At 65.5% G+C, this 23637-nt stretch carries 28 protein-coding genes; 18 read left to right on the top strand and 10 right to left on the bottom strand.

Annotated features, from left to right (window positions below; translation table 11 throughout):
- The first annotated feature begins 30 nt into the window (after positions 1–30).
- Positions 31–1047, top strand: a complete 1017-nt coding sequence (gene dusA, locus ACP7AG_RS05420) for a tRNA dihydrouridine(20/20a) synthase DusA (RefSeq protein WP_426030073.1) — start codon at positions 31–33, stop codon at positions 1045–1047.
- 3 nt (positions 1048–1050) lie between these two features.
- On the opposite strand, the gene ACP7AG_RS05415 is transcribed toward dusA, so the two are convergent.
- On the bottom strand, positions 1051–1551 hold the full coding sequence (locus tag ACP7AG_RS05415; RefSeq protein ID WP_426011746.1) for a TIGR02281 family clan AA aspartic protease: 501 nt from the start codon (positions 1549–1551) through the stop codon (positions 1051–1053).
- A gap of 274 nt (positions 1552–1825) precedes the next feature.
- Here ACP7AG_RS05415 and ACP7AG_RS05410 point away from each other — a divergent pair, with 274 nt between their 5' ends.
- Complete coding sequence (locus ACP7AG_RS05410; protein ID WP_426030071.1) at positions 1826–2158, top strand: hypothetical protein; 333 nt, start codon at positions 1826–1828, stop codon at positions 2156–2158.
- Between the two features lie 5 nt (positions 2159–2163).
- On the opposite strand, the gene ACP7AG_RS05405 is transcribed toward ACP7AG_RS05410, so the two are convergent.
- Positions 2164–2391 carry a DUF1289 domain-containing protein gene (locus tag ACP7AG_RS05405; protein ID WP_426030070.1) on the bottom strand — a complete coding sequence of 76 codons (228 nt, stop codon included), beginning with the start codon at positions 2389–2391 and terminating at the stop codon, positions 2164–2166.
- Between the two features lie 90 nt (positions 2392–2481).
- Between ACP7AG_RS05405 and ACP7AG_RS05400 the strand changes: the two genes are divergently transcribed.
- From ACP7AG_RS05400 to ACP7AG_RS05380, 5 genes are all read left to right on the top strand, one after another.
- The gene (locus tag ACP7AG_RS05400; RefSeq protein WP_426030069.1) at positions 2482–3363 is read left to right on the top strand and encodes a nicotinate-nucleotide--dimethylbenzimidazole phosphoribosyltransferase; all 882 of its coding nucleotides are present in this window, start codon (positions 2482–2484) and stop codon (positions 3361–3363) included.
- 132 nt (positions 3364–3495) lie between these two features.
- Positions 3496–4710, top strand: coding sequence for an acyl-CoA dehydrogenase family protein (locus tag ACP7AG_RS05395; protein ID WP_426011743.1), 1215 nt, complete (start codon positions 3496–3498; stop codon positions 4708–4710).
- Positions 4711–4763: 53 nt separating this feature from the next.
- Positions 4764–5189: an endonuclease domain-containing protein gene (locus ACP7AG_RS05390; protein WP_426030068.1), complete on the top strand. Its 426-nt coding sequence runs from the start codon at positions 4764–4766 to the stop codon at positions 5187–5189.
- A 13-nt stretch (positions 5190–5202) separates the two neighbouring features.
- On the top strand, positions 5203–6348 hold the full coding sequence (locus ACP7AG_RS05385) for an acyl-CoA dehydrogenase family protein (protein ID WP_426030067.1): 1146 nt from the start codon (positions 5203–5205) through the stop codon (positions 6346–6348).
- A 272-nt stretch (positions 6349–6620) separates the two neighbouring features.
- A complete protein-coding gene (locus tag ACP7AG_RS05380; protein ID WP_426011843.1) occupies positions 6621–6758 on the top strand; it encodes a hypothetical protein in 138 nt (45 codons plus the stop codon).
- Between the two features lie 59 nt (positions 6759–6817).
- On the opposite strand, the gene ACP7AG_RS05375 is transcribed toward ACP7AG_RS05380, so the two are convergent.
- Positions 6818–7117, bottom strand: a complete 300-nt coding sequence (locus ACP7AG_RS05375) for a CC_3452 family protein (protein WP_426011740.1) — start codon at positions 7115–7117, stop codon at positions 6818–6820.
- 68 nt (positions 7118–7185) lie between these two features.
- A complete protein-coding gene (locus ACP7AG_RS05370) occupies positions 7186–7818 on the bottom strand; it encodes a TIGR00730 family Rossman fold protein (protein ID WP_426030066.1) in 633 nt (210 codons plus the stop codon).
- 117 nt (positions 7819–7935) lie between these two features.
- Here ACP7AG_RS05370 and ACP7AG_RS05365 point away from each other — a divergent pair, with 117 nt between their 5' ends.
- The 4 genes from ACP7AG_RS05365 (at position 7936) to ACP7AG_RS05350 (ending at position 11473) form a co-directional block, all read left to right on the top strand.
- A complete protein-coding gene (locus ACP7AG_RS05365) occupies positions 7936–8751 on the top strand; it encodes a hypothetical protein (RefSeq protein WP_426030065.1) in 816 nt (271 codons plus the stop codon).
- The gene (locus tag ACP7AG_RS05360) at positions 8682–10604 is read left to right on the top strand and encodes an ABCB family ABC transporter ATP-binding protein/permease (RefSeq protein ID WP_426011842.1); all 1923 of its coding nucleotides are present in this window, start codon (positions 8682–8684) and stop codon (positions 10602–10604) included. Before ACP7AG_RS05365 ends, ACP7AG_RS05360 begins: the two co-directional genes overlap by 70 nt.
- 51 nt (positions 10605–10655) lie before the next feature.
- Positions 10656–10853, top strand: coding sequence for a hypothetical protein (locus ACP7AG_RS05355; protein ID WP_426011737.1), 198 nt, complete (start codon positions 10656–10658; stop codon positions 10851–10853).
- Between the two features lie 182 nt (positions 10854–11035).
- Complete coding sequence (locus tag ACP7AG_RS05350) at positions 11036–11473, top strand: VOC family protein (protein ID WP_426011736.1); 438 nt, start codon at positions 11036–11038, stop codon at positions 11471–11473.
- 5 nt (positions 11474–11478) lie between these two features.
- Here ACP7AG_RS05350 and ACP7AG_RS05345 read toward each other — a convergent pair whose 3' ends face one another.
- Together ACP7AG_RS05345 and ACP7AG_RS05340 are read right to left on the bottom strand one after the other, a co-directional pair.
- The gene (locus ACP7AG_RS05345; protein WP_426030064.1) at positions 11479–11910 is read right to left on the bottom strand and encodes a hypothetical protein; all 432 of its coding nucleotides are present in this window, start codon (positions 11908–11910) and stop codon (positions 11479–11481) included.
- A 100-nt stretch (positions 11911–12010) separates the two neighbouring features.
- A complete protein-coding gene (locus ACP7AG_RS05340; RefSeq protein ID WP_426011734.1) occupies positions 12011–13087 on the bottom strand; it encodes an alkene reductase in 1077 nt (358 codons plus the stop codon).
- Positions 13088–13275: 188 nt separating this feature from the next.
- Here ACP7AG_RS05340 and ACP7AG_RS05335 point away from each other — a divergent pair, with 188 nt between their 5' ends.
- The 5 genes from ACP7AG_RS05335 to ACP7AG_RS05315 all read left to right on the top strand — a co-directional run bounded on the left by ACP7AG_RS05335 (position 13276) and on the right by ACP7AG_RS05315 (position 16106).
- Positions 13276–13491 carry a hypothetical protein gene (locus ACP7AG_RS05335; protein ID WP_426030063.1) on the top strand — a complete coding sequence of 72 codons (216 nt, stop codon included), beginning with the start codon at positions 13276–13278 and terminating at the stop codon, positions 13489–13491.
- 5 nt (positions 13492–13496) lie between these two features.
- Complete coding sequence (locus ACP7AG_RS05330) at positions 13497–13703, top strand: hypothetical protein (RefSeq protein ID WP_426030062.1); 207 nt, start codon at positions 13497–13499, stop codon at positions 13701–13703.
- A 72-nt stretch (positions 13704–13775) separates the two neighbouring features.
- Positions 13776–14711 (top strand): DUF808 domain-containing protein, encoded by a 936-nt coding sequence (locus ACP7AG_RS05325; protein ID WP_426011731.1) that lies wholly within the window; start codon positions 13776–13778, stop codon positions 14709–14711.
- A 59-nt stretch (positions 14712–14770) separates the two neighbouring features.
- Positions 14771–15637 (top strand): dienelactone hydrolase family protein, encoded by an 867-nt coding sequence (locus ACP7AG_RS05320; protein WP_426030061.1) that lies wholly within the window; start codon positions 14771–14773, stop codon positions 15635–15637.
- 154 nt (positions 15638–15791) lie between these two features.
- Positions 15792–16106, top strand: coding sequence for a nuclear transport factor 2 family protein (locus ACP7AG_RS05315; protein ID WP_426030060.1), 315 nt, complete (start codon positions 15792–15794; stop codon positions 16104–16106).
- Between the two features lie 240 nt (positions 16107–16346).
- Here ACP7AG_RS05315 and ACP7AG_RS05310 read toward each other — a convergent pair whose 3' ends face one another.
- From ACP7AG_RS05310 to ACP7AG_RS05300, 3 genes are all read right to left on the bottom strand, one after another.
- Positions 16347–16994 carry a DsbA family oxidoreductase gene (locus tag ACP7AG_RS05310; RefSeq protein ID WP_426011728.1) on the bottom strand — a complete coding sequence of 216 codons (648 nt, stop codon included), beginning with the start codon at positions 16992–16994 and terminating at the stop codon, positions 16347–16349.
- Between the two features lie 67 nt (positions 16995–17061).
- Positions 17062–18288, bottom strand: a complete 1227-nt coding sequence (locus ACP7AG_RS05305; RefSeq protein WP_426030059.1) for a hypothetical protein — start codon at positions 18286–18288, stop codon at positions 17062–17064.
- A 327-nt stretch (positions 18289–18615) separates the two neighbouring features.
- Positions 18616–18876 carry a helix-turn-helix domain-containing protein gene (locus ACP7AG_RS05300; protein ID WP_426030058.1) on the bottom strand — a complete coding sequence of 87 codons (261 nt, stop codon included), beginning with the start codon at positions 18874–18876 and terminating at the stop codon, positions 18616–18618.
- 325 nt (positions 18877–19201) lie between these two features.
- Between ACP7AG_RS05300 and ACP7AG_RS05295 the strand changes: the two genes are divergently transcribed.
- Positions 19202–19879, top strand: a complete 678-nt coding sequence (locus ACP7AG_RS05295; protein WP_426011725.1) for a FadR/GntR family transcriptional regulator — start codon at positions 19202–19204, stop codon at positions 19877–19879.
- Here ACP7AG_RS05295 and ACP7AG_RS05290 read toward each other — a convergent pair.
- Positions 19850–20392, bottom strand: a complete 543-nt coding sequence (locus ACP7AG_RS05290) for a gluconokinase (protein WP_426030057.1) — start codon at positions 20390–20392, stop codon at positions 19850–19852. The genes ACP7AG_RS05295 and ACP7AG_RS05290 overlap by 30 nt on opposite strands.
- A 224-nt stretch (positions 20393–20616) precedes the next feature.
- Between ACP7AG_RS05290 and ACP7AG_RS05285 the strand changes: the two genes are divergently transcribed.
- Positions 20617–23628 (top strand): glycosyl hydrolase family 28-related protein, encoded by a 3012-nt coding sequence (locus ACP7AG_RS05285; RefSeq protein ID WP_426030056.1) that lies wholly within the window; start codon positions 20617–20619, stop codon positions 23626–23628.
- The last annotated feature ends 9 nt before the right edge of the window (positions 23629–23637 follow it).

Genomic DNA, 23637 nt, shown 5'->3' with positions numbered 1-23637 from the left:
CCTATCTAACTCTTTGAATGTACGTTAAAAATGCAGCAATTTCAATCACATAGATTCTCTTGTGCGCCTATGATGGACTGGAGCGACCGTCACTGTCGGTCGTTGCATCGCGTGCTGTCTCGGCGGATGCTGCTCTATTCGGAAATGGTCACCAGCGGCGCCGTGCTGAACGGCGATCGCGAAAAGCTGCTCGGCTTCGACGATGGCCAGCATCCGGTGGCCCTGCAGTTGGGTGGTTCCGACCCCGCCGACCTGGCGGCCGCGGCCAAGATTGGCGAGGACTTCGGCTATGACGAGATCAATTTGAATGTAGGCTGCCCATCCGACCGCGTGCAGAGCGGCCGGTTCGGCGCTTGCCTGATGCGCGAGCCGGCGCTGGTGGCCGACTGCATGGCGGCGATGGCGGCGGCGGTGTCCGTGCCGGTGACGGTCAAGTGTCGGATCGGCGTCGATGACCAGGATCCGGAACAGAGCCTGTTCGAACTTGTCGATTTGTCGGCGAAGGCTGGCGTTTCGACCTTCGTGGTCCATGCTCGCAAAGCCTGGTTGAAGGGGCTGTCACCCAAGGAAAACCGCGACGTACCGCCTTTGGACTATCGATTGGTCCATCGCCTGAAGGCCCAGCGCCCGGACCTCACGATCATCATCAATGGCGGGGTCCCCGATCTGGATGTTTCATTGGCGCAGCTTGAGCTCGTGGACGGGGTGATGCTGGGCCGCGCGGCCTATCACGAGCCGGGCCTGTTGGGTCAGGTCGACCGGCGGGTGTTCGGCGAAGGGCGAGATATCGACGCCTTCGAGGCCGTCGAGCTTTACAAACCTTATATGGCCAAGCAATTGGCGACGGGCGTGCATTTGGCGGCCATGAGCCGGCACATGCTGGGTCTGTTCCACGGCCTGCCGGGCGCGCGGGCCTGGCGCCGGATACTCACGGTCGAGGGGGTCGGCCCCGACGCGGGGCTGAACGTCGTCGATCGGGCGGCGGCCGCTGTCCGCCAGGCGATGGACGCCCGCGAGGCGCGCTTCGCCGAGAGGATCGCGAGCTAAGCCCTACGACCGCAGGACCAGCGCGCGCGGCGTGGCTTGGAAACTGGAGAGGCGGCCCAGATAGCTCATGCCCAGCAGCGACGTGTCCAGGCCGTGCTCGATGACCATGGCGTCGACGTCGTGAACCTGCGCGCCGGCCACCGCCACGCTGGCCAGCTTGACCGAAGCGGCCCGGGCTTGGCCGGACGCGGTCATCACCGTGTAACGATAATCGAGCTTGCGGACGTCGATGCCCAGGCGCTGGGCGTCGGTCTGGCTCAGGGCGACCGTGGTGGCGCCCGTGTCGATCAGGAAGCGAATAGCGCGGCCATCGACCTTGGCCTCGGCCCAGAAGTGGCCGTCTGGACCCTTGACGATCTGGGCCGCGCCGTCGTCGATGGAGGCGGTAGCAGGGGCCGAGCCGCGCAGGTCCGGCTGGCGCAGATCATCCAGCGATACGACGGCTTTCGCCGCCCCGACCGCAGAGAGCGCGCCTACGATCGCGATGGTCACGAACTTGAGCATCGAAGTCACCCCGCCATACAGGCTTGCTGACCGTTTCTACGGCCGTTGCGGGGAGAATAGTCGCGAATGGGTTTTCAACCCGTGAATCGACAGATATGCGACCCATTGTAGTTAATTAAACAATAATCTTACTGCAAGTTAAAAAACCGTAATACTGTTGTTGTGCGAGATTACACTTAGGTAATGTGCAATATGACTTCGATTTAACTTAAGTTCTTGCGCAATTCGCGGCAAATGCCTCGCGGCAAGTAAATGTTTATCGAGGAACACCGCCATGCATAAAATCATCGTCGCGACCGTCGTCGCCGTTTCCGCTCTGGCGGGCGCCGCCCAGGCCGGAACCAGCAACTATGAATTCCTGCAAGCCGCTCGCTGCCGCGGCCTGGCCGCGTCGGAAGGGCTCGGCAAGTTGGACACCAGCAACATCGACACCTTCCTGAAGCAGGAAGGCAGCGCTCGCGAACTGCCGGTTCGCGTCTCGGCCGGCAACAAGATCACCGCCGCCCAGAAGGAAGGCGACAAGGCCCAAGGCTCCAAGAAGGAAAAATTGCTGGCTGAACGCTCGGGCGCCTGCTCGGCCTGGCTCAACGCCTCCGCCGCGAACTAGGACGTTCAAGACGAACCCAGGTCGGCCGTCAGGCTGGCCACGGGGTCAGGGCGCAGGGGCAGGGCGGTCATGATCGCCGCCCGCTCCTCGTCGCTCAGGCGCGCCCACCCGGCGATCTCCGGAAGGGTTCGTCTGCATCCCAGGCAGACCCCGGTCCGCCCATCCACCGCGCACACCTTCACGCAGGGTGTCGCGATGGGGCGGGGTGGAGAGGATGGAGCGGCCAAGGTCATGGTCAAAGTTCGCCCCTCCTGCCGGTCGGCGCAAGAGGCGACCCGGCGAACGCCCTTGCATCGGGCGCGGGCTGGCTTATGTCCGCGCCCATGACCACTTCTCCATTCGACGACATCCGCAAGCTGGCGGCCGACGCGCCGTCCGCGCCAATCGCCTGCGCTCCCCCCGGCGGCGATCGTCTGGCCGAGCTCTCGGCCTGGCTGACGGCCTGGACCGGCAAGACGCCGCCTGTCGTGCTGCGTCCCGTGGTCGCCCTGTATGCCGGCGCGGTTCAGGGCGTGGGGCCGAGGGGTTACGCCCGAGCTCGCCTGGAGGCCGTGGCCTCGGGCGGGGCCAATGTATGCCGTATCGCTGGCGCTCAGGGGGCGGGACTGGAAGCCTTCGACCTGGCCGTCGATCGTCCGACGCCGGACGCGGCCTCAAAAGCCTCGATGAGCGAGAAGGAGTGCGCCGCGACGATGGCGTTCGGTATGGAGGCCCTGGCCAAGCAGCCAGATCTGCTGATCCCAGGCGTCATCGCCGCCGAGACCGTGCGTACCGCCGCGACTATCGCCTTGGCCCTGTTCGGCGGAGACGCCGCCGACTGGACCGAGGCGCCCGAGCCGGTGGCCGCCGCCGTGGCCCGCGCCGCTGCTGAGGACGATCTGTCCGATCCTCTGCAAGTCCTGCGTCAGCTCGGTGGACGCGAGACCGCCGCCCTGGTCGGCGCGATCCTGGCGGCCCGGGTGCAGAAGATTCCGGTTCTGCTCGATGGTTACGCCGCCTGCGCCGCGGCCGCCGTGTTGCATATGATCGATCCGGCGTTGATCGCCCACTGCCAGGCCGCCCACGTCGGGACGGCAAAGGGCCATGCGCGGCTGCTCCAGGTCTTGGACAAGCGGCCCCTGATCGACCTGGACATCGTCGAGGAGGAGGGGGTCGGCGGTGTCACCGCCCTGGCCTTGGTGCGGCTGGCCTGCGAGGTCCGGTAGCCATTTCCGCTCAAAACTGATCGTTGTTTACGTTGACGCTAAGGTCATCTTTCCAAACGCGCGTTCGAACCCTATTGTGACTCCCGACAGTCAAGACGGCCCCTTGAGAGGCCGATTTCCCGGGAGCCCGCCATGAACCTCGATTTCTCGCCTGAAGACGTCGCCTTCCGCGACGAAGTCCGGGCGTTCATCGCCGAGAACTACCCCGCTGGCCTGCGCGAGAAGCAGGAGGAGGGCGAAGAGATGGCCAAAGACGATTTTCTCTCGTGGCACCGCATCCTGGCCAAGAAAGGCTGGGTCGCCCCGGCCTGGCCGGAAAAATTCGGCGGCCCGGGCTGGACCTCGGTGCAGCGATACATCTGGTCGGAAGAGACCGCTCGCGCCGACTGCGTGCCGATCCTGCCGTTCGGAATCAACATGGTCGGCCCGGTGATCTACACCTTCGCCACCCCCGAGCAGCAGGAACGCTTTCTGCCGCCGACCCTGTCGGGCGACATCTGGTGGGCTCAAGGCTATTCGGAGCCGGGCGCGGGTTCGGATCTGGCCAGCCTGAAGACCAAGGCCGAGCGTTTCACTGGCGACGACGGCAAGGAATACTACCTGGTCAACGGCCAGAAGACCTGGACCACCCTGGCCCAGCACGGCGACTGGATCTTCTGCCTTGTCCGCACCGACCCGGTGGCCAAGATCCAGGAGGGCATCTCGTTCCTGCTGATCGACATGAAGTCGCCGGGCGTGACCGTCCGTCCGATCATTACCCTGGGCGGCGAGCACGAGGTCAACGAGGTCTGGCTCGAGAACGTCAAGGTGCCGGTCGAAAACCGCATTTTCGACGAGAACAAGGGCTGGACCTGCGCCAAGTTCCTGCTGGCCCACGAGCGTTCTGGCATTGCCGGCGTGGCGCGCTCCAAGCGCGGCATCGAGCGAATTCGCCAGTTGGCTCAGACTGAACTGGGCGATGACGGCCTGCCACTGCTGACCGACCCGGCGTTCAAGCGCAAGGTCGCCGACCTGGAGATCGACCTGACGGCCCTGGAATATACCGAGTTGCGCACCCTGGCCGGTGAAGCGGCTGGCAAGGGCCCAGGTCCGGAGTCCTCGGTGCTGAAGATCAAGGGGACCGAGATTCAGCAACGGATCACCGAGCTGGTGCTTGAAGCGGCCGGCCATTACAGCGCGCCCTATTTCCGCGGCTTCCCGAAGGACGGCGACAACGCCCATCCGATCGGCCCGGACTTCGCTCATCGCGCCGCCCCGACCTATTTCAACGTCCGCAAGACGTCGATCTACGGTGGCTCCAACGAAATCCAACGCAACATCATCGCCAAGATGGTGCTGGGACTGTGATCAAGGCCTAAGCATTTGCAGTTCCCCTCCCCCTTGCGGGGAGGGGGTAGGGGGTGGGGGTGTCAGAACGAACTCCAGGACCTTTGCACACATCAGAGCAGGCCGATCGATCAGCCCGCCGGATGCGCCGTGAGCCGACCCTGGCGGAAAAGCTGTTTTGGAAAGCACTGCGAAAGATCGAGATTTCCGGATCTCACTTTCGCCGCCAAGCGCCCTTCGGTCCCTACATCGTGGATTTCGTCTGCCACCATCATCGTGTGATTATCGAGGTGGACGGCGGAATTCACGACCTGCCCCACGTGGCGTCCCGCGACGCCGAACGCCAATCCTGGCTTGAAAAACGCGGCTATACGGTGATCCGTATTCCCAACGAGCAAGCCATCTACGACCCGCATACCGCCGCTCAGCGCGTAGTCTCCATCCTCGACGCTGGCACCCCCACCCCCAACCCCTCCCCGCAAGGGGGAGGGGGGTCATAAGAGGAAACGCCTCATGGACTTCAACTTCACCGAAGAGCAGTCGATGGTCCGCGACACCGTCGCGAGCTTCCTGCAGGACAAGTACAACTTCGAGACCCGCCGCAAGATCGTGGCCTCGGAGAGCGGCTGGCGCGCCGACTACTGGCAGGCCTTCGCCGAGGAACTGGGCATCTTGGGCGCCTCGTTCAGCGAAGAGCTGGGCGGCCTGGGTGGGGGCGCCATCGACAACATGATCATCATGGAAGAGTTCGGCAAAGCCCTGGTCATCGAGCCCTATGTGGGCACGGTGGTGATCGGCGGCGGCTTCATGAAGCACTCGGGATATGCCGGCGCGACCAGTGTCATCGAAGGCATCATCGCCGGCACGACGACCATTGCCTTCGCCTATGCCGAGCCGCAGGGGCGCTACACCTGGCAGGACCTCAAGACCACGGCCAAGAAGGACGGCTCGGGCTATGTGCTGAACGGCCACAAGGCCGTGGTGGTGGGCGCGCCATTCGCCAGCCACCTGTTGGTCACCGCCCGCACCGGCGGCGGCCAGCGCGACACCGGCGGCGTGTCGGTGTTCCTGGTCGACAAGACCCTGCCGGGCATCGTCACACGCGACTATCCGACGGTGGACGGCGGCCGCGCCTCCGAAGTGTTCTTCGAGAATGTCTCGATCCCCGCGGACGCCTTGATCGGTGAAGAGGGTCACGGCCTTCCGCTCGTCAACAAGGTGCTGGACGAGGCCACGGCCGCTGTCGGCGCCGAGGCCGTGGGCGTGCTGCGCAAGCTGCACGAGGGTACGCTGGACTACGCCAAGCAGCGCAAGCAGTTCGGCACCGCGATCAGCAACTTCCAGGTGCTTCAACACCGCATGGTCGACATGTTCATCGAGGTCGAGCAGGCCGTTTCGATGACCTATATGGCCACCATCAAGCTGGACGAAGGCGACGACGAGCGGGCCAAGGCCGTCTCGGCCGCCAAGGTCCGGATCGGCCGGGCCTGCAAGTTCGTCGGCCAGAACGCCATCCAGATCCACGGCGGCATGGGCATGACCGACGAGCTGGCCATCGGCCACTATTTCAAGCGCGCCTCGATCATCGAGGGCCTGTTCGGCTCGGTCGATCACCACCTGAAGCGCTATGAATCACTGTCGTTCGGCAAGGCGGCCTGACCGCCGTTCACGGACAACTGTCGATTGAAGCCGAAACCGCCCGCGACATCCCGTCGCGGGCGGTTTTTGTTTGCGACGCAAGGCCTTGCTCGAACAAGGAAAACGCCCATCGTCCGTAGGCGGAATTCATCAGGGTTCGGACGATTTTTCTTGCGTCTCGAACAGTCTGGGGCATGCTTGACGATGACGCGCTGACGACTGGGAGGGGGCAAGCCCCTGTGAGCCGCGCGCGTCTCCTGGTCCAACGGCCTGTCTTGTTTTTCAAGCGAAGTCTGGGAGACGCCGCCATGAACGTATCGAAGATGAACCACGCCATGCTGTCCTTCGCCCTGCTGGGCGGGATGCTCGTCGGCGGGAGACCCGCGCTCAAGCCGACGGCTCAGCCGTCAAAGGCGTCGGAGCGGAAATAGGAAAAAAAAGGGGCGGTCCGCTGTGCGGGCCGCCCCTTCCTGTCGTCAATGTCCAAGTCCTAGGACTTGGCGGCCGTGTTGCAGTCGGCGAGGCCGGCGGCGTCCAGCTCTTCGCCGCGATAGTTGAAGGTCGTGATCGCGCCAAGTTCCGCCGCGACCTTGCGGCAGGCGCGACCGATCGGAAGCGACTTGACTGCGGGCGCGGCGCAGACGTCACCGGTGCAGCGCCAGGCGGCGCCGTCCAGGATCAAGGTCGGAGCCTTGGATGGGGCCTTGAGCTTGAGGACCGCTCCCTCGGCCGCCAAGGCGGCGGACGACATGGCGGAAGCCGCGACAAGCGCGGCGACAAAAAGACGCATGATGGTTTCCTATATCCCCGGGCCGACAAGGGGAGGTCGGCCCATCTCAGGTTCGTTTCTTTTCGCTACTAAGTCAAGAAGCGGAGCGTGTCCGAAGCGTTTGTTTGCCTGGTTTCCAAGCTCCAGGCCAGTAGGGTTGGCGTTATATCGCTGGCCTTTTCAACGGACCGCCAGCAATCGGCCAGGCTGGGCGGGGTCAAACCCTCGTCGATGGTGTGCTGTAGCAGGGCGAACAAGGGGTCCCAGAAGCCGCGTGGGTTGTGAAACATGATCGGCTTGGCGTGCAGGTCTAGCCGTCGCCATGACAGGAGCTCGATGATTTCCTCCAGCGTGCCGATCCCGCCGGGCAGCACCACGAATGCGTCGGAACGCTCGAACATCATCATCTTGCGCTCGTGCATCGAGGTGACGATCACGGTCTCGACGTCGTCGAACGGCTGCTCACGGCCGCGCAGAAAGTCGGGGATGATGCCAAGGACCTTGCCCCCCGCAGCATGAGCCCCGCGCGCCGTGGCGCCCATCAGGCCCACGCCGCCGCCGCCATAGACCAGCTTCAGCCCGGCCCTGGCGAAATCGCCGCCAATTTCGAAGGCCGCGTTCAGAAAAGCGGGATCGGCCGTGTTCGACGACCCGCAGTAGACGCAGACGGACGTCAGCGCGCTGGCGCCGGGGCTGGTTTGCTCGCTGGACAGGTCGGGCATCGTCGTCCACTCCAGGAAAAATAAACAGCGGGCCGGTTCTTGTGGACAAGCGCGGCGCGCCGCACGTGAACACCCAGGAAATTGGCCGGCGGGGCGTCGTCGGTCGTTGGATACGCCATGATCAGGATTCGGAAGATCGGTTTCAAGTCGGCCATGCTCCTGGCTGTGGCCGCGGCCCTGGCTTTGGGAGCCTGTGATGGCGGCGAAGGCTGGCGGCATGCTCCGGCCGCGACGGACCCCGAGCAAGCCTCGCCCCAGGCCGACTATCTCAAGCCGCCGGAGGTTCTTTCTGCGGCCCGTCAGGCCGACGGCGTGGTGCTGTCGGGTCAGGCGGCCCCAGGGTCCAGCGTACGGCTGGGCGCGCCGACTGGTGAAGCCCTGTTGGGTCAGGCTGACGAGGCCGGCCATTGGCGCTTGCTGGCCCCTCAGGCCGCAGAGCCTAGGCTCTACGGCCTGTCGATGACCCTGCAGGGGCGCACAGTGCAGGCCCAGGGCTATCTGATGGTGACCCCCGGCGGCTTGGCCGTGCTGCTGCGGGCCGGGGCGGGGGCGGAGGTCCTGGCCCAGACCTCGCCGTCGCCACGCATTCTGGCCGTCGACTACGACCGCAGCGGCGGAGGCGTGATCTCCGGTGTCGCCATGCCCGGCGCAGGGCTGGGCGTCCGCGTTGATCGCACCACGCGTGGTGAGGGCAAGGCTGACGAGGCAGGCCGGTTCGCCCTATCGCTCAACCAGGCCTTGGGGGCTGGCGCCCGTACGATTCAGGTCGCCGGCGAGGGGGGGGAGCAACAGATCGTGCTCGAGGTGAGCCCACCCCAGCCGCCGTCGGGCGGTCCCGTGCGGTCGACCCTCACGCCGCGAGGCTGGCGTGTCGATTGGATCACGCCGGGCGGCGGCGTGCAGACCACGCAATTGCTAGAAGGCGCCCAGTGAGAGGCATGGCGCGCGGCGGCGCGGCCGTCTCTGGCGCGGTCTCGGCCCCGGACGTCAAGCCCAACGGCTGGAAGGCCCTCACCGACCTCGCCCGCCTCGTCATGCGCTCCGAGGCGCCTGGGCTGCGCTGGCGCGTGTCCGTCGCCCTGGCCTTCACTTTCGTCGGCAAGTTCCTGGGCGTGATCGCCCCCTTGCTGCTGGGCAAGGCCGTCAATGAGCTGAGCCAGGGCAAGACCGCCGCCGCGCAGGTCAGCTTCGCCTTCGCGGGCCTGGCTGGCGGCTGGGCCTTGATCCGGTTCATCGCCGCCGCCGCGCCCCAGGCCCGTGATGCAGTGTTCACGCCAGTCGCCCAGGCGGCCCAGACTCGGGCGGCGGTTGAGACCTTCGCCCACGCCCTGTCGCTGTCGATCGACTTCCACCAGACCAAGCGCACGGGCTCGCTGTCGCGGGTGATCGATCGCGGGGCGCGGTCGATGGACTTCCTGCTGCGCGGCCTGGTGTTCAACATCGCGCCCACCGCCGTCGAACTGATCATGGCCGCCGTCGTGCTGGCCAAGGCCTATGACTGGCGCTTCGCCCTGACGGCGGTGGTCACCGTGGTGATCTATGGCGTGATCACCTTCTCGATCTCCGACTGGCGCATCGGTCATCGCCGCGTGATGAACGAGGCCGACGCCGAGGCCGCCGGCCGGGCCGTCGACGCCTTGCTGAACTACGAGACGGTCAAGGCCTTCGGGGCCGAGGACCGGGCGGTGGCCGGCTATGACAACGCCCTGCGCACCTATGGCGAGGCCAATATCAAGGCGACCAACTCGCTGACCCTGTTGAACGTCATCCAGTCGGCGGTGATGAGCCTGGGTCTGGGCGTCATGGCCATCCTGGCTGGCAGCGAGGCCGCACATGGCGACATCGGCCCGGGCGACGTCACAGCCGCAGTGCTGATCCTGGTCAATCTGTATGGCCCGCTGAACATCCTGGGTTTCGCCTATCGCGAGATCCGCCAGTCGTTCATTGATATGGAAGCCATGCTCGAGCTGCGCCGCGCCCAGCCGGACGTGGCCGATGCCGCCGACGCCATCGATCTGCCGCCGCCCGCCGACAGACGGGGCGGGGCGGTGGCCTTCGAAGGCGTGTCCTTCCGCCATGGACAGCGCTCCGAGGGGCTGCAGACCGTGACCTTCGCCGCCGAACCCGGCACGACAGTGGCTATCGTCGGTCCATCGGGGGCAGGCAAGACCACCATGGTGCGTCTGGCCCTGCGGATGATCGACCCCCAGGCTGGGCGCGTCACCCTGGATGGCCATGACTTGAAAGCGCTGAAACAAACCTCCCTGCGCCGCGCCGTCGCCCTGGTGCCGCAGGATGTGGCCCTGTTCAACGACACCCTGATGGCCAACATCGCCTTTGCCCGTCCCGAGGCGTCTGAGGCCGACGTCTGGGCCGCCGCCGAGGCGGCCGAGCTGGGCGAGTTCATTCGAGGTCTACCCGAAGGCATGGAGACCAAGGTCGGCGAGCGCGGCCTGAAGCTGTCGGGCGGCGAGCGGCAGCGGGTCGGGATCGCCCGGGCCCTGCTGGCCGACCCGCGGGTATTGATCCTCGATGAGGCGACCAGCGCCCTGGACAGCCGCACCGAGGCGGCGATTCAGGCCACGCTTCGCAAAGCCAGGGCCGGGCGCACGACCTTGGTGGTGGCCCACCGCCTATCAACCATCGCCGACGCCGACGAGATCATCGTCCTACGCCGAGGCAGGGTGGTCGAGCGCGGCGCGCACGCAACTCTGCTAGACGCTGGCGGCGAATACGCGGCGTTGTGGCGCAGGCAGACCCGAGAGAAACCGGTTGCGGCGGAGTAGCCGCGTCATTGACTCGGCCGTCCGCCAAGCTAGAACGAATGTAGAACAAAAATGGCGGTTACTGTGATGCTGACGCGCAAGATCGATCGGGCTCTCGACGCCATGGCCGCGTGTCAGGATCGCGTGCCCGCCCTGCGCGAAATTTATCGCGCCGACAGCCCGGAGAGCTTGGCGCTGGCCAGCCTGCTGGAGGCCGTGGAGCGCGCCCAACGTGTCCTGCAGGGCGACACAGCCTCGACGGCGGGCTAGAGCATTTTTCGAGCGAAGCGGTTTCGGTTCGCGTGAAGAAAAATACGTCAAAACAAAAGGTTAGAGCTCTCGACCTGACGCAGTCAGGTCGAGAGCTCTAACGGGTCACAATTGTGGGGTGCGAGACCGGCGCCGCCCGCTGTAGTCTCAAACCCAGCCCCATTCGAGCTTAGGAGCCGCCCTTGCGCTATCTTCACACCATGGTCCGCGTGAAAGACCTCGACGCCTCGCTGCGCTTCTATGTCGACGGCCTGGGCCTGACCGAAATGTACCGGATGGAGAATGACAAGGGCCGCTTTACCCTGGTGTTCCTCGTCGCGCCTGAGGACGTCGAACTGGCCAAGGAGCGCCGCGCGCCTCTGGTCGAGTTGACCTATAATTGGGATCCCGAAGATTATGACGGCGGCCGCAATTTCGGCCACCTGGCCTACCGCGTCGATGACATCTACGAAACTTGCCAGCGGCTGATGGACATGGGCGTGACGATCAACCGTCCGCCGCGTGACGGCCACATGGCTTTCGTCCGCTCGCCCGACAATATCTCGGTGGAGCTGCTGCAGGATGGCAATCTGGATGCCGTCGAACCCTGGGCCTCGATGCCTAATACCGGGGCTTGGTAGGCGGCTTAAACGAGTTTGGTGCGCAATTCTGGCGGCGCGAACGTCGCGGCCAGGGCTTCCAGTCGCTGAGCAGGATCGTCGATGATCGCCAGCCAGGCCAAGCGCGCCAGTTCCAGCTTGTAGATCGTCGCATAGCCGGTCGAGAATGGTGACGGCGTGCTGCCAGGCGGTTCAGCGGCCTTGGCGTTCAGCAGGCGCTGGCGGGCGAGGATGGCCGGGCGGTCGATCAGTACCTGACCGTCACCTCCGGCGACCCAGCTATCGACCACCGCCGACGCGGCCACGGCGTAATAGACCATGACGGGAAGGGCGCGTTTCTGCGGCGCCGGCTCGGCGATCATGGTCGGCTTGGCGCTGGCGGGGTCGATGATCTTGAAAGCCAGCGCCGCTCCGCCCCGTTGCAGGACGGTCTTCCAATGATCGTTGGACTCACTCATGGTTAAGCCTGTATCCGCTGTGCGCCGCGCGGTGAAGGCCCAACGCGGCAAATGGCACAGCGGATACGGACTCAGTCGGAAATCTTCGGAGCGCTTGTCGCTACTCCGCCGCCACCGTCTCGCGAGCCGTCAGGGCCGGGTAGTCGGTGTACCCCTTGGCGCCAGGGCCATAGAAGGTCGTAGGGTCCGGCGCATTGAGCGCGGCGCCGGCCTTGAGGCGCTCGACCAGGTCCGGATTGGCGATATAGGCCTTGCCGAAGGCCACGGCGTCGGCCGCGCCGGTATCCAGAGCCGTCTGGGCGGTCTCGGCGGTGAACTGCTCGTTGGCGATATAGACGCCGCCGAACTTGGCCCGCAGATCTACGCCCAGGCTGTCTGGGCCCGAATATTCGCGGGCGCAGAGGAAGGCGATGCCGCGCTTGCCAAGTTCGGTGGCGATGTAACCGAATGTAGCGGCGAGATCGCTGTCGCCCATCGAATGGGCGTCGGCGCGCGGGGCCAGGTGGACGCCCACGCGACCCGGGCCAAAGACCGAGACGGCGGCGTCGGTGGCGTCTAGCAGCAGGCGCGCGCGGTTTTCGATCGAGCCGCCGTATTGGTCGGTGCGCTTGTTGGAGCCGTCCTGCAGGAATTGGTCGAGCAGGTAACCATTGGCGCCGTGCAGTTCCACGCCGTCAAAGCCAGCGTCCTTGGCGTTCTGGGCGCCGAGGCGGAAGGCCTCAACCACGCCGGCGACTTCCTCGGTTTCGAGGGCGCGCGGCGTGGGATAGGGACGCTCGGGGCGCAGTAGGCTGACATGACCGTTGGCGGGCAGGGCGCTAGGGCCGACCGGCGCGGCGCCGTCGTGGAACGAGGGATCGGAGACCCGGCCGACGTGCCAAATCTGCATGAAGATCCGACCACCCTTGTCATGCACGGCCTTGGTGATCAGCTTCCAGCCCTCAACCTGTTCCTTGGACCAGATGCCGGGCACGCCTTGATAGCCAACGCCTTGGGGCGAAACCGGCACGCCCTCGCTGATCAGCAGGCCGGCGGAGGCGCGCTGGGCGTAATATTCAGCCATCAGGGTGTTGGGGATCTGGCTGTCGCCGGCCCTTAGCCGGGTGAGCGGGGCCATCACGATACGATTGGGCAGGTCGAGGTCGCCGAGGCGAAGCGGGTCGAACAGTGTGGGCATGGAAGCAGTCCCTGAAGGGGTCGCCAACGACCGCGTCGGCGTCCAGCTTATCTGGAGCGTCACGGTGGGATCGCAACTGTCACAGGGGCTGATTTTATTCTGCGGGTCGCCGCAGGGAATCTGAACGGGCCATGCGGAACGTCCCGCAGCGTCCGATCGTTGGCTCTGAACACGAGTGGAGACTTCTCATGGCCGATCTTGACGTGACCAACGGCGACAAAGCCGACGACAGCTACGATCCCTCGACGGTCGAAGCCAACCGCAACATCCAGCAGGGCGGCGGAGTCGGCGCGCGCGACCTAGCCCGCCAGGACGAGCCCGCCGAGATTGTCACGCCCGACGGCGGCGACAGCGACGACGACGCGCCGGTCGAGTCGCTCGGGCTCGCCCATCCCAAAGACTGACCCCCATGGCCGAACTCGACGCCAAAAAGCGTGACAAGCTTCCCGACAAGGCGTTCGCCGAGCCGGACAAGCGGGCCTATCCGATCGAGGACAAGGCCCACGCCCGCAACGCCAAGGCTCGCGCCAGCCAGGCCGTGAAGGCGGGCCGAATGTCGAAGGTTGAGGCGACGAAGATCGACAAGAAGGCCGACGCCGTCCTCAAGAAGGACTGATCAGGCTCGACCTCGGCGGGTGGTCCGGTCTATTCGCGAAGGACCGTTCCACTCGCCGCCCAGAGAATCCCCATGCCCTCCGGCCTCGCCGCCCTGCTCGACGACATTGCCGGCATCACCAAGCTGGCCGCCGCTTCTTTGGACGACGTCGGCGCCGCCGCTGGCAAGGCAGGAACCAAGGCGGTCGGCGTGGTGATCGATGACACCGCCGTGACGCCGGGTTACGCCATGGGCTTCACGCCCGAGCGCGAACTGCCGATCGTCTGGAAGATCGCGGTAGGCTCGTTCCGCAACAAGCTGCTGTTCCTCCTGCCCGGTGCGCTGATCCTCAGCGCCTTCGCCCCTTGGGCCGTGACGCCGATCCTGATGTGCGGCGGGGCCTATCTGTGTTTCGAGGCCACCGAGAAGATCATCGAGTCCTTTGGTCACCACGAGGCCGGAGACGAGGTCGAGGAACTGGCCCAGAGCAGCGCCGAGCTCGAGGCCCAGAAGGTGGCCGGCGCCATTCGCACCGACCTGATCCTGTCGGGCGAGATCATGGCCATCGCCTTGGCCGACGTCGCCGACCGCCCCCTGGCCATCCAGGCCGCCGCGCTGGCGGTTATCGGGATCGCGCTGACCGTCGTGGTCTATGGCGTGGTCGGGTTGATCGTGAAGATGGACGACATCGGCTTGCATCTGGCCAAGGGGGCTTCGGCCCCGCTGCGCGGCTTCGGACGCGGGCTGGTCAAGGCCATGCCTGTGACCATGGAGGCGCTGACCGTGATCGGGACAGGGGCCATGCTGTGGGTCGGCGGCGGGATCATTGTCCATGGCCTGGAGCACTTCGGCCTCCACGCCATTCCCAAACTGGTCGAAACGGGCTCGCATTGGGCGGGGTCCGCACCGGTGGTCGGCGCGGTGACAGGTTGGATGGCGATGGCGGCGGGCTCTGCGGTGGTTGGATCGATCGTCGGCAGTGTCGTGGTGGGCGTGCTGCATCTCGTGCCGCGCCGCAAGGCCCATTGATTGATCAAGGTCTCGGTGCTTGAGTTTGCGCGGCGGCTGAGACAGCGAAGGAAAGCGACATGTGCGACGACGATATCCATCAGGGCCTGGTGCACGATCCCCGCCTTTCCCGCCGCGGCTTTGGCCTGATGACCGTTGCGATCGGCGGCCTGGCCGCGACAGCCGCCCACGCGCAGGACACGGTCGTCGAGCAGGACGTCCAGATCAAGACGCCGGACGGCGTGGCCGACGCCGCCCTTTACTACCCCAAGGGCAAGGGTGCCTGGCCGGCCGTTCTGGTGTGGCCCGACGTGATGAGCCTGCGGCCGGTGTTCCGCGACATGGGCCGCCGGCTGGCGGCGGCCGGCTACGTGGTGCTGGTGCCCAACCTCTACTACCGCGCCAAGAAGGCGCCGGTGATCGAGGGCGCGTTTAATTTCGCCAATCCCGAGGACCGGGCCAAGCTGACCCCGCTGCGCGCCACCGTGACCCCCGAAGGCACCGACCGCGACGCTGCCGCCTATATGGCCTTCCTGGACGCCCAGAAGCAGACCAGCAAGGCCAGGAAGATTGGCGTGCAGGGCTATTGCATGGGCGGGCCGCTGGCCTTTCGCACGGCCGCGGCGGCGCCGGGTCGCATCGCCGCGGTGGCCAGCTTCCACGGCGGCGGTCTGGTCACCGACCAGCCGACCAGCCCGCATCTACTGATCCCCAAGACTCACGCCGAATTCCTGATCGCGGTGGCTGACAACGACGACAAGTCGGACCCGACCGTGAAGGACAAGTTGAAGGCGGCCTTCGACACGGCCAAGCGGCCCGCCAAGGTCGAGGTCTATACCGGCGCTGCGCACGGCTGGACCGTCAAGGGTAGCCAGGTCTATGACGAAGCGGCCGCCGAGAAGGCTTGGGCCGAACTTCTGGTGTTGTACAAGCGCGCGCTCGCCTAGCGTCCGTCGCGGCGCGGACCGGCTGGTCCAGCCGCAGGTCGCGAGAATGGATCAAAGCCGCGCATAGCTTCGCGCTGTAGGGCGGCGGGAGTGCTCATGGTGGCTCTTTTTCGCAGGCTCATCCGTCCTAGCTTCAGTAGCGATGGAGGAAACGATGAGCCTGAAGAACAAATGTGTGGTGGTCACCGGTGGCAGCGCGCGAGGCCGCGCGCGGCTGAAGGCCATCAACGCCGAGCCGCCGCCCCAGCCCGTCAGCCGTCCGACTTCAGCGGCCGTCGCGCGTTATGTGACGCTGTTCAACCAGCGAAACTGGGAGGCCCTACGGGCGCTACTTGCCGACGACGTCCGGCTCAGTCAATCCGCCCATCCGCTCCGTGTCGGCGCGGCGGATGTGGGGATGTTCTTCACGATCTACGCCCAGAGCCCAACGGTTCACCTGGTTCCTGCCTGGAGAACCGCGAGGTCATAGCCGTTTTCGAGAACGGCCTGGGGCCAGCGCCCAGCTACATCATGTGGCTAGCTTGGCGTGAGGGCCAGATTGCCTTCATTCAGGACTATCGCCATGTCCGATATGTGGTCGCCGACGCCGAATTGGCGCTCGCGCCGTCCTAGAGCATCGCGCGGAAAAGTGGCAACCGGTTTCCGCAAAAGCGATGCGAAAACACAAGTCTAGAGCAAGCCGTGCGACTCCTATATCGCGCGGCTTGCTCTAGGCCTCGGCGGCGATCTGGCGCAAGGCCTGCTCGAAATAGTCCGCGGGCTGTCCGCCGGAGATCAGGTAGCGGTCGTTGATCACCACGGCGGGCACCGAGCTGATCCCGGCGGCCTGCCAGGCGCGCTCGGCCTCGCGGACCTCCTGGGCGTAGCGGCCCGAGGTCAGCACCTCATGCGCGGCATGCGGGTCGAGGCCAACCTGCAGCGCTGCCGCCACCAGCACCTCGTGGTCGGCAGGGCTTCGACCGTCCGTGAAATAGGCGTCGAAGAGGGCACGCTTCAGGGCCGGTTGGTGGCCGACGATCCCCGCCCAGTACAGCAGACGATGGGCGTCGAAGGTATTGTAGATTCGGCTATTCTCATCGGTCACCATGGTGAAGCCGACGGCGGCGGCCCGGTCGTGGATCGCCTGGCGGTTGGCTGCCGATTGCTCACGGGTCGCGCCGTACTTCTCGGCGACATGCTCGACGATGTTCTGCCCCTCGGGCGGCATGTTTGGATTGAGTTCGAACGGCTGAAAGTGAATCTCGGCCTCGACGAGATCGCCGACCCGCTCGAGCGCGGACTCCAGTCCACCCAGGCCGACGATGCACCAGGGGCAGGATATGTCGGAGACGAAGTCGATCTTCAGGGGCGTGGCCATGGCGGGTCCAGTCGTGGGGAGATTCGACATATAGGATGAGGCGCCGCGTGACCTAGGATCAAAAGACTCAAGGCCGCCGGGTGGCGAGAACAGCGGCGGGGCAAGCCGCGCGCTCGGCTGGTGTCAGGCTGGCCGGATTGGCGATCGTCGTGACCAAGGGAGGACCGGGCGTGAAGGTCGCGAAGGACTGGGCGTCGGACAGCCCCGCATCCGAAGCGTGCAGTCGACCCCGGCCAGTCCAGGCCTGGCGCTCTTCGGCGCTCAGGCCGCCCAGCGTGGCGCCGTCGATATAGAAGGTGACGTCGCGGCCCAGGCGATTGACCCTCTGGGCGCTGGGGCGGACCTTCAGCGCGATGGCGCGCCGAACCTTCCACGCCTGAGCCAGGGGATCGCTCGCGAGCAAGGTCGCGATCGCGTTGCGAATGGGGCCGAGTTCGGGGCTGGTGTGCGCGGACCGGTCCTTGAAGAAGGCGTAGTCGATCTCCGTGGGCACGCGGCCGTTGGCGGCGTAGGCGCTCATGAAGGTGCGGATCTTGCCGCCATCGAGGCTTGCGCTCTTGTAGAGATCATCGAAGATGGCCCGCACGGCGGGCACGCGACCGGTCGTGTCAAACCCAGCCTTCCAAGCCGCCCGGCGCGCCGGATCTGCCCACACGCCGCAAAGATAGGTCTCCAGCGTGCGATCAACGGTGCGATCAGGCATGCGGAACATGCGCCGCACGGCGTCCGCCTCGACGCCAAAGCTTGACGCCAGCACGACAGGATCCGCGGTGTCCACGGCCTGCAAGATCAATTGCACCTCGCGCCCGCCACCGCCCGTGGCGCCGTTTGGCCCCCAGGTCAGGTAGGATCGCGGGTCGTTGGAGAAGCAAAGATTGGCGCCAGCCGCCGGATTATAGCGTGGCTTGGACTGGCAGAAGTTCCATTCCATCCGGGTATAGTCGGTGTCCTCGTAGGTCAGCATCAAGGTGCGGGCGCGCGCATCGACGTTGGGTGGCGCGCCACCGACCAGGGCGTTCCAGTAGGGGAGGGTCAGCGCGCCAGACCGCGCATCGGCGTCTCCGGCCAGGACGGTGGCGAAGGCGGGGCAGGTGGCCAGACGGGCCAGCGCGGTCCGCGTACCAGAACCAAATTGCCCATCGACCGTGATCGGCGCGGCGCGACCGCAAGCGACCAAACCGGCCTTGGCCTTCTCCTGCGCCTGGCTGACCGGCCCGTAGCGGCCGTCAAACAGCCCCTTCTCCGCAAAGCGATAGAGCACCTGGGCGTTCGCAATGCCGGCGGAAGAGATCATTATGAGGGCCAAAAGCCCCACTCGGAAGTCATGTAGAACCATGGCGCCCCCCGCAGGCCGAAGTGGTCGGCCAGAGCGCGCACGTCCGATGCGCGGCTCGTATAACAGCGGTATCATTGCGACGCGGTGTTGGACAGGGAGGTCGTTGGTTGGGCGGGCGCGCACGGAAAGTTGGGAGCGCGCGGTGGGCGACCGCACGGGTCAGCCTCGCACGGTTGGCCGGAAGGTCGATCCAACCTTAGTCGTTCGGTCATGTAAATTGCCGGGGCGGCGCTCGCGGTGAGGGGATAGATCTCGCCAGATCGGATATCTTCGCCTGCGGGTAGGTTATCGGGCGGCGGATCGCAGTCCATGCGTCATGGCTTGGGCCGCAATCGCGGCCTGAGTGCGGTTGTGAACGTTGAGCTTGCGCATCAAGGCGGTCATGTGAGCCTTGACCGTGGCCTCGGCGATGCCGAGGTCAAAGGCGATCTGCTTGTTGAGCAGTCCTGAATTGACGCCTGCCAAGACCTTCATCTGGGTCGGCGTAAGGTCGCCAAACGCCGCCTGCGGGCCCCGGTCGAGAACGCGGACTTCCGTCGTGGTCATGCTTGATCCCCTCTGCTTCATCCCTGCGCATTCATCTTGCAACGACGCGGCGCCTGCCTGTCTTGTCCGTCGACTCGGTCGGTCGATGCAGGTTCACGTCACTGATGGTAACGCTATCTGTTGGACAAGTTCAAGCTGTTTTGGCTTTGGGAGCGTGCACATTCTATAATAGCTAGAGAGACACTAAAACCTGTCATACAGGTTTTAGTGTGATGGCCTGGCTCGACAGAGTTCGGTGACGCGCTGAGCTGCCGCCTCGGTCAACGCGGCTTTCTACGAGACGCGGATGGCGCAATGGTGCGCCTGTCGAATGGGAGATCGATGAATGAGCGAAGGCCGCTTGGCCGACCGGGCGTACACGGGCATCGTGGAAATGATCAACGCCGACGGCTTGGCCGTGGGGGATCGTTTGCCGTCCGAGGCTCGCCTGTCGGAGATTTTCGGCATGTCGCGCACCATTGTGCGTGAAGCGTTGGTCCGCTTGGCGGCCGACAGCATCACCGAGGCGCGACGTGGGGCGGGGTCGTTCGTCAAGAACCGGCCGTCCGACAAGCTGAGCGCCTACATGCCGCTCTCGGAATTGCCGTCTACGCTCGGCAGCTACGAGGTGCGTTTCGTGCTCGAGGCGGAAGCGGCGCGCCTTGCGGCGGCCCGGCGGTCCGCGGAGGAAATGGCAAGTATCGAAGAGGGCCTCATGGCGTTGCGCGCGGCGCTGCTGTCGAACGCACCAGCCCACGTCGAGGACATGGAGCTGCACCGTCGAATCGTACTGGCCACCGCCAACCCGGCCTTCCTGCACGCGTTCGAGGCGCTGCAGCCCGACGTCGATCGGATCATGCGCGCGGGTGTCGGCATTTCACGCTCGCGGCCTCCAGAGGCCATCGGCGAAATGATGCGCGAGCATGAGATGATCGTGGAAGCGATCCGGGTCCAGGACGGCGACGGCGCGGCTCTCGCCATGAGATGGCATCTGTCACAGGGGCGAAAACGGCTCATGCCCTGATAGACGCCAAACCCGGCCGGTTTGACGGTCGTTCGCTTCCAGCCAAGCCAGCGTGGCGTCGCGCAATTGCAGGGGCGAGGCTTCGGCGGCGAGCGCCGTGGCCGCTTCGTCCGCCCCCGGGCGCTCGAGCGTAGCCAGTTGGCTGCCTAGCAGGCTGGCGGGCATGTAGTGACCGGTGCGTTGGTCAAGGCGACGCTGAAGCTCGTCAGGATTTGGGTCGAGCAGCACGAAACGCGTGAGCGCCGGAATGGCGGCGCGGAGGCGGTCGCGATAGCTGCGCCTTAGAGCTGAACAGGCCGCCACGGCTGTTCCACTTGGCGTCAAGGCTTGGCCGATGGCGCCGCCCAACCGATCAATCCAGGGCCAGCGGTCGTCGTCGACAAGCGGTTGGCCGGTGCTCATCTTGCTAATCGCGGTCGCGTCATGGAAGTCGTCGCCGTCAAGAAACGCACAGCCCAAGGCATCGGCGAGAACGGCGCCGAGCGTGGATTTTCCGCTGCCGCTCACCCCCATTATGATGAGGGCGACAGGCGCTGGTCCAGTCTGACGGGAGGGCGGCTGCACACGGCGTCCTTGGGCTGACCGGCGATGGGGCCCGTCGATAGGTCGGCGGGCCCGCCGAGGAGTGAAGATGCAGTTTTAGGGGCAAGACGAGCAGGCGAGAACTACGACCATGGTCGTGGATGGCGACCCGCTTCCAACCCCTTATCCGTAGTTGAAGTAACCAGGGAAGCGGCATGAGAGTTATCATACTGGCGGCGGTGTTCCTGGCGTCCGCGTCCCCCGCGCTGGCCGCCAGTCAGTCCGTTTTTCTGACCGCTCCCGATGATCCGCGCGCGATCAGCGTGAAGGGCGTGGGCGACGGCCGGGCCGATGACACAGACGCCGTGCAGCACGCCATCGACGCCGCCCGCGACAAGACCGGTCACGGCGTGGTGTTCCTTCCGTCTGGCCGCTACCGCCTGAGCCGCAGCATCCTGGTTCCGCCGGGCGTGCGCGTCTTCGGTGTCGGCGCTACTCGGCCTGTCTTCGTGCTCGGGCCAAGCACCCCCGGCTTTCAGAAGGGCGTGGGCACGATGATCGTGTTCACGGGCGGTGACCAATATAGCGTCGGCGAGGTTCCCGTGCCGGTTCCAACGGTGGTCGGCGCCAAGGAAGCGGTGCGCGACGCCAATTCCGGCACCTTCTATTCGGCGCTGAGCAATGTCGACATCGAGATCGGGGCCGGCAATCCAGCTGCGGCCGGGGTGCGGTTTCGCATGGCCCAGCACGCCTTTCTCAGCCACATGGACTTCCGTCTGGGCGCGGGCTTCGCGGGAGTCTACCAAGCCGGCAACATCATGGAAGACGTCCACTTTCATGGCGGCCGCTACGGGATCGTCACCGAAAAGACCTCGCCGGCCTGGCAGTTCACTCTCCTCGACTCGACCTTCGACGGGCAGAGCGACGCGGCGATCCGCGAGCACGAGGTGGACCTGACCCTGGTCAATGTGACCATCAGCGACACGCCCGTCGGGATCGAGGTCGATCGGGGCTACAGCGACTCTTTGTGGGGCAAGAACGTGCGCTTCGAGAACGTCTCGAAGGCCGCTGTGGTCATCTCCAACGAGGACACTGTCTTCACCCAAGTGGGTTTCGAAAACGCCGTGGCCTCGAATACGCCGGTCTTCGCCCGCTTCCGCGACAGTGGGAAAACGGTGGTCGGCAAAGGGCGCCATTATCGGGTGGCGTCCTTCACCTACGGGCTGACACTGCCTGGTCAGGGCCAGATGGGCGAATACAAGACCCAGGCGGAGATCGCCGCGCTGCCGGCGTCGCCGGCGGTCATGGCGCCGGCCATTCGCCCGCTGCCGCCGGTCAGCGCGTGGACGAACGTCAAGACGCTGGGCGTCAAGGGAGACGGCGAGACCGACGACACCGCCGCGCTGCAGGCGGCGATCGACAGCCACCGCGTGCTCTATCTGCCGATCGGCTTCTACAAGATCACCGACACGCTGCGGCTTCGTCCCGACACGGTGATGCTTGGCCTGCATCCGGCCGTGACCCAACTGGTCTTGCCCGACAATAATCCCCGCCATGCTGGGGTCGGCGCGGTGGGTCCGATGATCGCGACACCGCGTAGCGGCGACAACATCCTCGCGGGGATCGGTCTGTTCACCGGCCGCATCAACCCCCGCGCCTCGGCGCTGCTCTGGCGGTCGGGCGCGACCTCGCAGGTCACGGACGTCAAGATCATGGGTGGCGGCGGCACGCCGACCATGGACGGCAAGCCGCTTGGCGCGGCCCAGGCCCGCAGCGGCGATCCGGTGGCCGACGGCCGCTGGGACGCGCAATATCCCAGCATCTGGGTGACCGACGGCGGCGGCGGGACCTTCGCCAATGTCTGGAGCCCCAACACCTTCGCCTCGGCCGGCTTCTACATCTCGGACACCGACACGCCCGGCCACATCTACGAGGTGTCGGTCGAGCACCATGTGCGCAACGAGTTCGTTCTCGACAATGTCCAGAACTGGGAATTCCTGGCTCCACAGACGGAGCAGGAGGTCGGCGACGGGCCGGACACGGTGTCGCTGGAAATCCGCAACTCGCGCAATATCCTGTTCGCCAACTATCACGGCTACCGGGTGACTCGGTCTTACCACCCCGCCAAGACGGCGGTGAAGCTGTTCAACTCGTCCGATATCCGTTTTCGGAATGTTCATATCAATGCCGAGAGCGGCATCGCCCTGTGCGGAGCCAGTGGCTGCGGCACGTATCTGCGGGCCAGCAAGTATCCGTTCGAGAACGCCTTGATCGACGAGACCCAGCAGGTCGAGACGCGTGAGCGCGAGTTCGCCGTACTCGACATTCCGGCCAAGCCGCAGCCCACCGCAGCGGCATCTCCGCCCATGAAGATCAAGACCTTGGCGAGGGGTTTCTGGTCGATCTCGGGCGCCACCGTGGGCGCGGACGGCACGCTCTACTTCGTCGAGAAACGTTTCCAGCGGATCTACCGCTGGACTACGGCGCGGGGGCTCGAGGTGGTCCGCGACCATTCGCTCGACCCCGTGAACCTGGCGATCGATCGTTCGGGCAAGCTGCTAGTGCTGTCCTCGTTCGGTCCGGAGGGCACGGTCTATTCGATAGATCCGGATGGTCCTAAGGACGCGTTGACGACCATAGCGGCGACCCCGGCGGCGGCGCGTCCGACCGCCACAACGCTGTTGCCGGTCAACTGGTGGAACAACGGGGAGTTCAAGGACCAGTACGATTCGTCGACTGACAAATTCACCACTCTGGCCGAAATGTTCGCCCGCGACGCTGGCGCGCCGAAGCCCAAGGAATATGTCTCGCCCGATGGCAGCCTTGTCCTGCCGGCCTTCCGCGTGTGGGAGCAAGGTCCGTCGGACCATGTGGGCTGGCGCTGGTCCGACATCCTGCAGACCCACGGTCTCATAGGGGCCGCCCCGGGTGAGCGCGTGTTCGTCACCAATGAGTCCGAGGGCAAGACCTACAGCGGCAAGATCGGCCCCGGCGGCGCCCTGACCGAGCTGAAGGTTTTCGCCAACCGGGGCGGGGAAAGCGTCGCGGTCGACGGTCAGGGACAGGTGTTTGTCGCCAACGGCCAGATCTTCAAATACGCGGCCGACGGCCAGTCCACGGGACGCATCGATCTGCCCGAGCGACCGCTGCAACTGATCTTTGGCGGACCAGACCGGCGCACCTTGTTCGTCCTGACCCACAACGCGCTCTACGCGGTGACCCCGTGAAACGCGCCC

It is taken from the genome of Caulobacter sp. DWP3-1-3b2, assembly GCF_049896325.1.
Classification (GTDB): Bacteria; Pseudomonadota; Alphaproteobacteria; order Caulobacterales; family Caulobacteraceae; genus Caulobacter.
The sequence above is the reverse complement of the archived record's forward strand: the minus strand, read 5'-3'. Positions and strand labels throughout refer to the sequence as shown.

What these genes read in the sequence shown, in the direction of transcription:
- ACP7AG_RS05290 (WP_426030057.1), bottom strand. Translation starts at nt 20,392, where the DNA reads ATGGGGGTGAGCGGCAGCGGAAAATCCACGCTCGGCGCCGTTCTCGCC.
- ACP7AG_RS05400 (WP_426030069.1), top strand. Translation starts at nt 2,482, where the DNA reads ATGACCACTTCTCCATTCGACGACATCCGCAAGCTGGCGGCCGACGCG.
- ACP7AG_RS05345 (WP_426030064.1), bottom strand. Translation starts at nt 11,910, where the DNA reads ATGAGTGAGTCCAACGATCATTGGAAGACCGTCCTGCAACGGGGCGGA.
- ACP7AG_RS05355 (WP_426011737.1), top strand. Translation starts at nt 10,656, where the DNA reads ATGGCGGTTACTGTGATGCTGACGCGCAAGATCGATCGGGCTCTCGAC.
- ACP7AG_RS05335 (WP_426030063.1), top strand. Translation starts at nt 13,276, where the DNA reads ATGGCCGATCTTGACGTGACCAACGGCGACAAAGCCGACGACAGCTAC.
- ACP7AG_RS05385 (WP_426030067.1), top strand. Translation starts at nt 5,203, where the DNA reads ATGGACTTCAACTTCACCGAAGAGCAGTCGATGGTCCGCGACACCGTC.
- ACP7AG_RS05320 (WP_426030061.1), top strand. Translation starts at nt 14,771, where the DNA reads ATGTGCGACGACGATATCCATCAGGGCCTGGTGCACGATCCCCGCCTT.
- ACP7AG_RS05295 (WP_426011725.1), top strand. Translation starts at nt 19,202, where the DNA reads ATGAGCGAAGGCCGCTTGGCCGACCGGGCGTACACGGGCATCGTGGAA.
- ACP7AG_RS05340 (WP_426011734.1), bottom strand. Translation starts at nt 13,087, where the DNA reads ATGCCCACACTGTTCGACCCGCTTCGCCTCGGCGACCTCGACCTGCCC.
- ACP7AG_RS05410 (WP_426030071.1), top strand. Translation starts at nt 1,826, where the DNA reads ATGCATAAAATCATCGTCGCGACCGTCGTCGCCGTTTCCGCTCTGGCG.
- ACP7AG_RS05365 (WP_426030065.1), top strand. Translation starts at nt 7,936, where the DNA reads ATGATCAGGATTCGGAAGATCGGTTTCAAGTCGGCCATGCTCCTGGCT.
- ACP7AG_RS05315 (WP_426030060.1), top strand. Translation starts at nt 15,792, where the DNA reads ATGAGCCTGAAGAACAAATGTGTGGTGGTCACCGGTGGCAGCGCGCGA.
- ACP7AG_RS05325 (WP_426011731.1), top strand. Translation starts at nt 13,776, where the DNA reads ATGCCCTCCGGCCTCGCCGCCCTGCTCGACGACATTGCCGGCATCACC.
- ACP7AG_RS05375 (WP_426011740.1), bottom strand. Translation starts at nt 7,117, where the DNA reads ATGCGTCTTTTTGTCGCCGCGCTTGTCGCGGCTTCCGCCATGTCGTCC.
- ACP7AG_RS05285 (WP_426030056.1), top strand. Translation starts at nt 20,617, where the DNA reads ATGAGAGTTATCATACTGGCGGCGGTGTTCCTGGCGTCCGCGTCCCCC.
- ACP7AG_RS05330 (WP_426030062.1), top strand. Translation starts at nt 13,497, where the DNA reads ATGGCCGAACTCGACGCCAAAAAGCGTGACAAGCTTCCCGACAAGGCG.
- ACP7AG_RS05415 (WP_426011746.1), bottom strand. Translation starts at nt 1,551, where the DNA reads ATGCTCAAGTTCGTGACCATCGCGATCGTAGGCGCGCTCTCTGCGGTC.
- ACP7AG_RS05405 (WP_426030070.1), bottom strand. Translation starts at nt 2,391, where the DNA reads ATGACCTTGGCCGCTCCATCCTCTCCACCCCGCCCCATCGCGACACCC.
- ACP7AG_RS05305 (WP_426030059.1), bottom strand. Translation starts at nt 18,288, where the DNA reads ATGATCTCTTCCGCCGGCATTGCGAACGCCCAGGTGCTCTATCGCTTT.
- ACP7AG_RS05395 (WP_426011743.1), top strand. Translation starts at nt 3,496, where the DNA reads ATGAACCTCGATTTCTCGCCTGAAGACGTCGCCTTCCGCGACGAAGTC.
- ACP7AG_RS05300 (WP_426030058.1), bottom strand. Translation starts at nt 18,876, where the DNA reads ATGACCACGACGGAAGTCCGCGTTCTCGACCGGGGCCCGCAGGCGGCG.
- ACP7AG_RS05310 (WP_426011728.1), bottom strand. Translation starts at nt 16,994, where the DNA reads ATGGCCACGCCCCTGAAGATCGACTTCGTCTCCGACATATCCTGCCCC.
- ACP7AG_RS05370 (WP_426030066.1), bottom strand. Translation starts at nt 7,818, where the DNA reads ATGCCCGACCTGTCCAGCGAGCAAACCAGCCCCGGCGCCAGCGCGCTG.
- dusA (WP_426030073.1), top strand. Translation starts at nt 31, where the DNA reads ATGCAGCAATTTCAATCACATAGATTCTCTTGTGCGCCTATGATGGAC.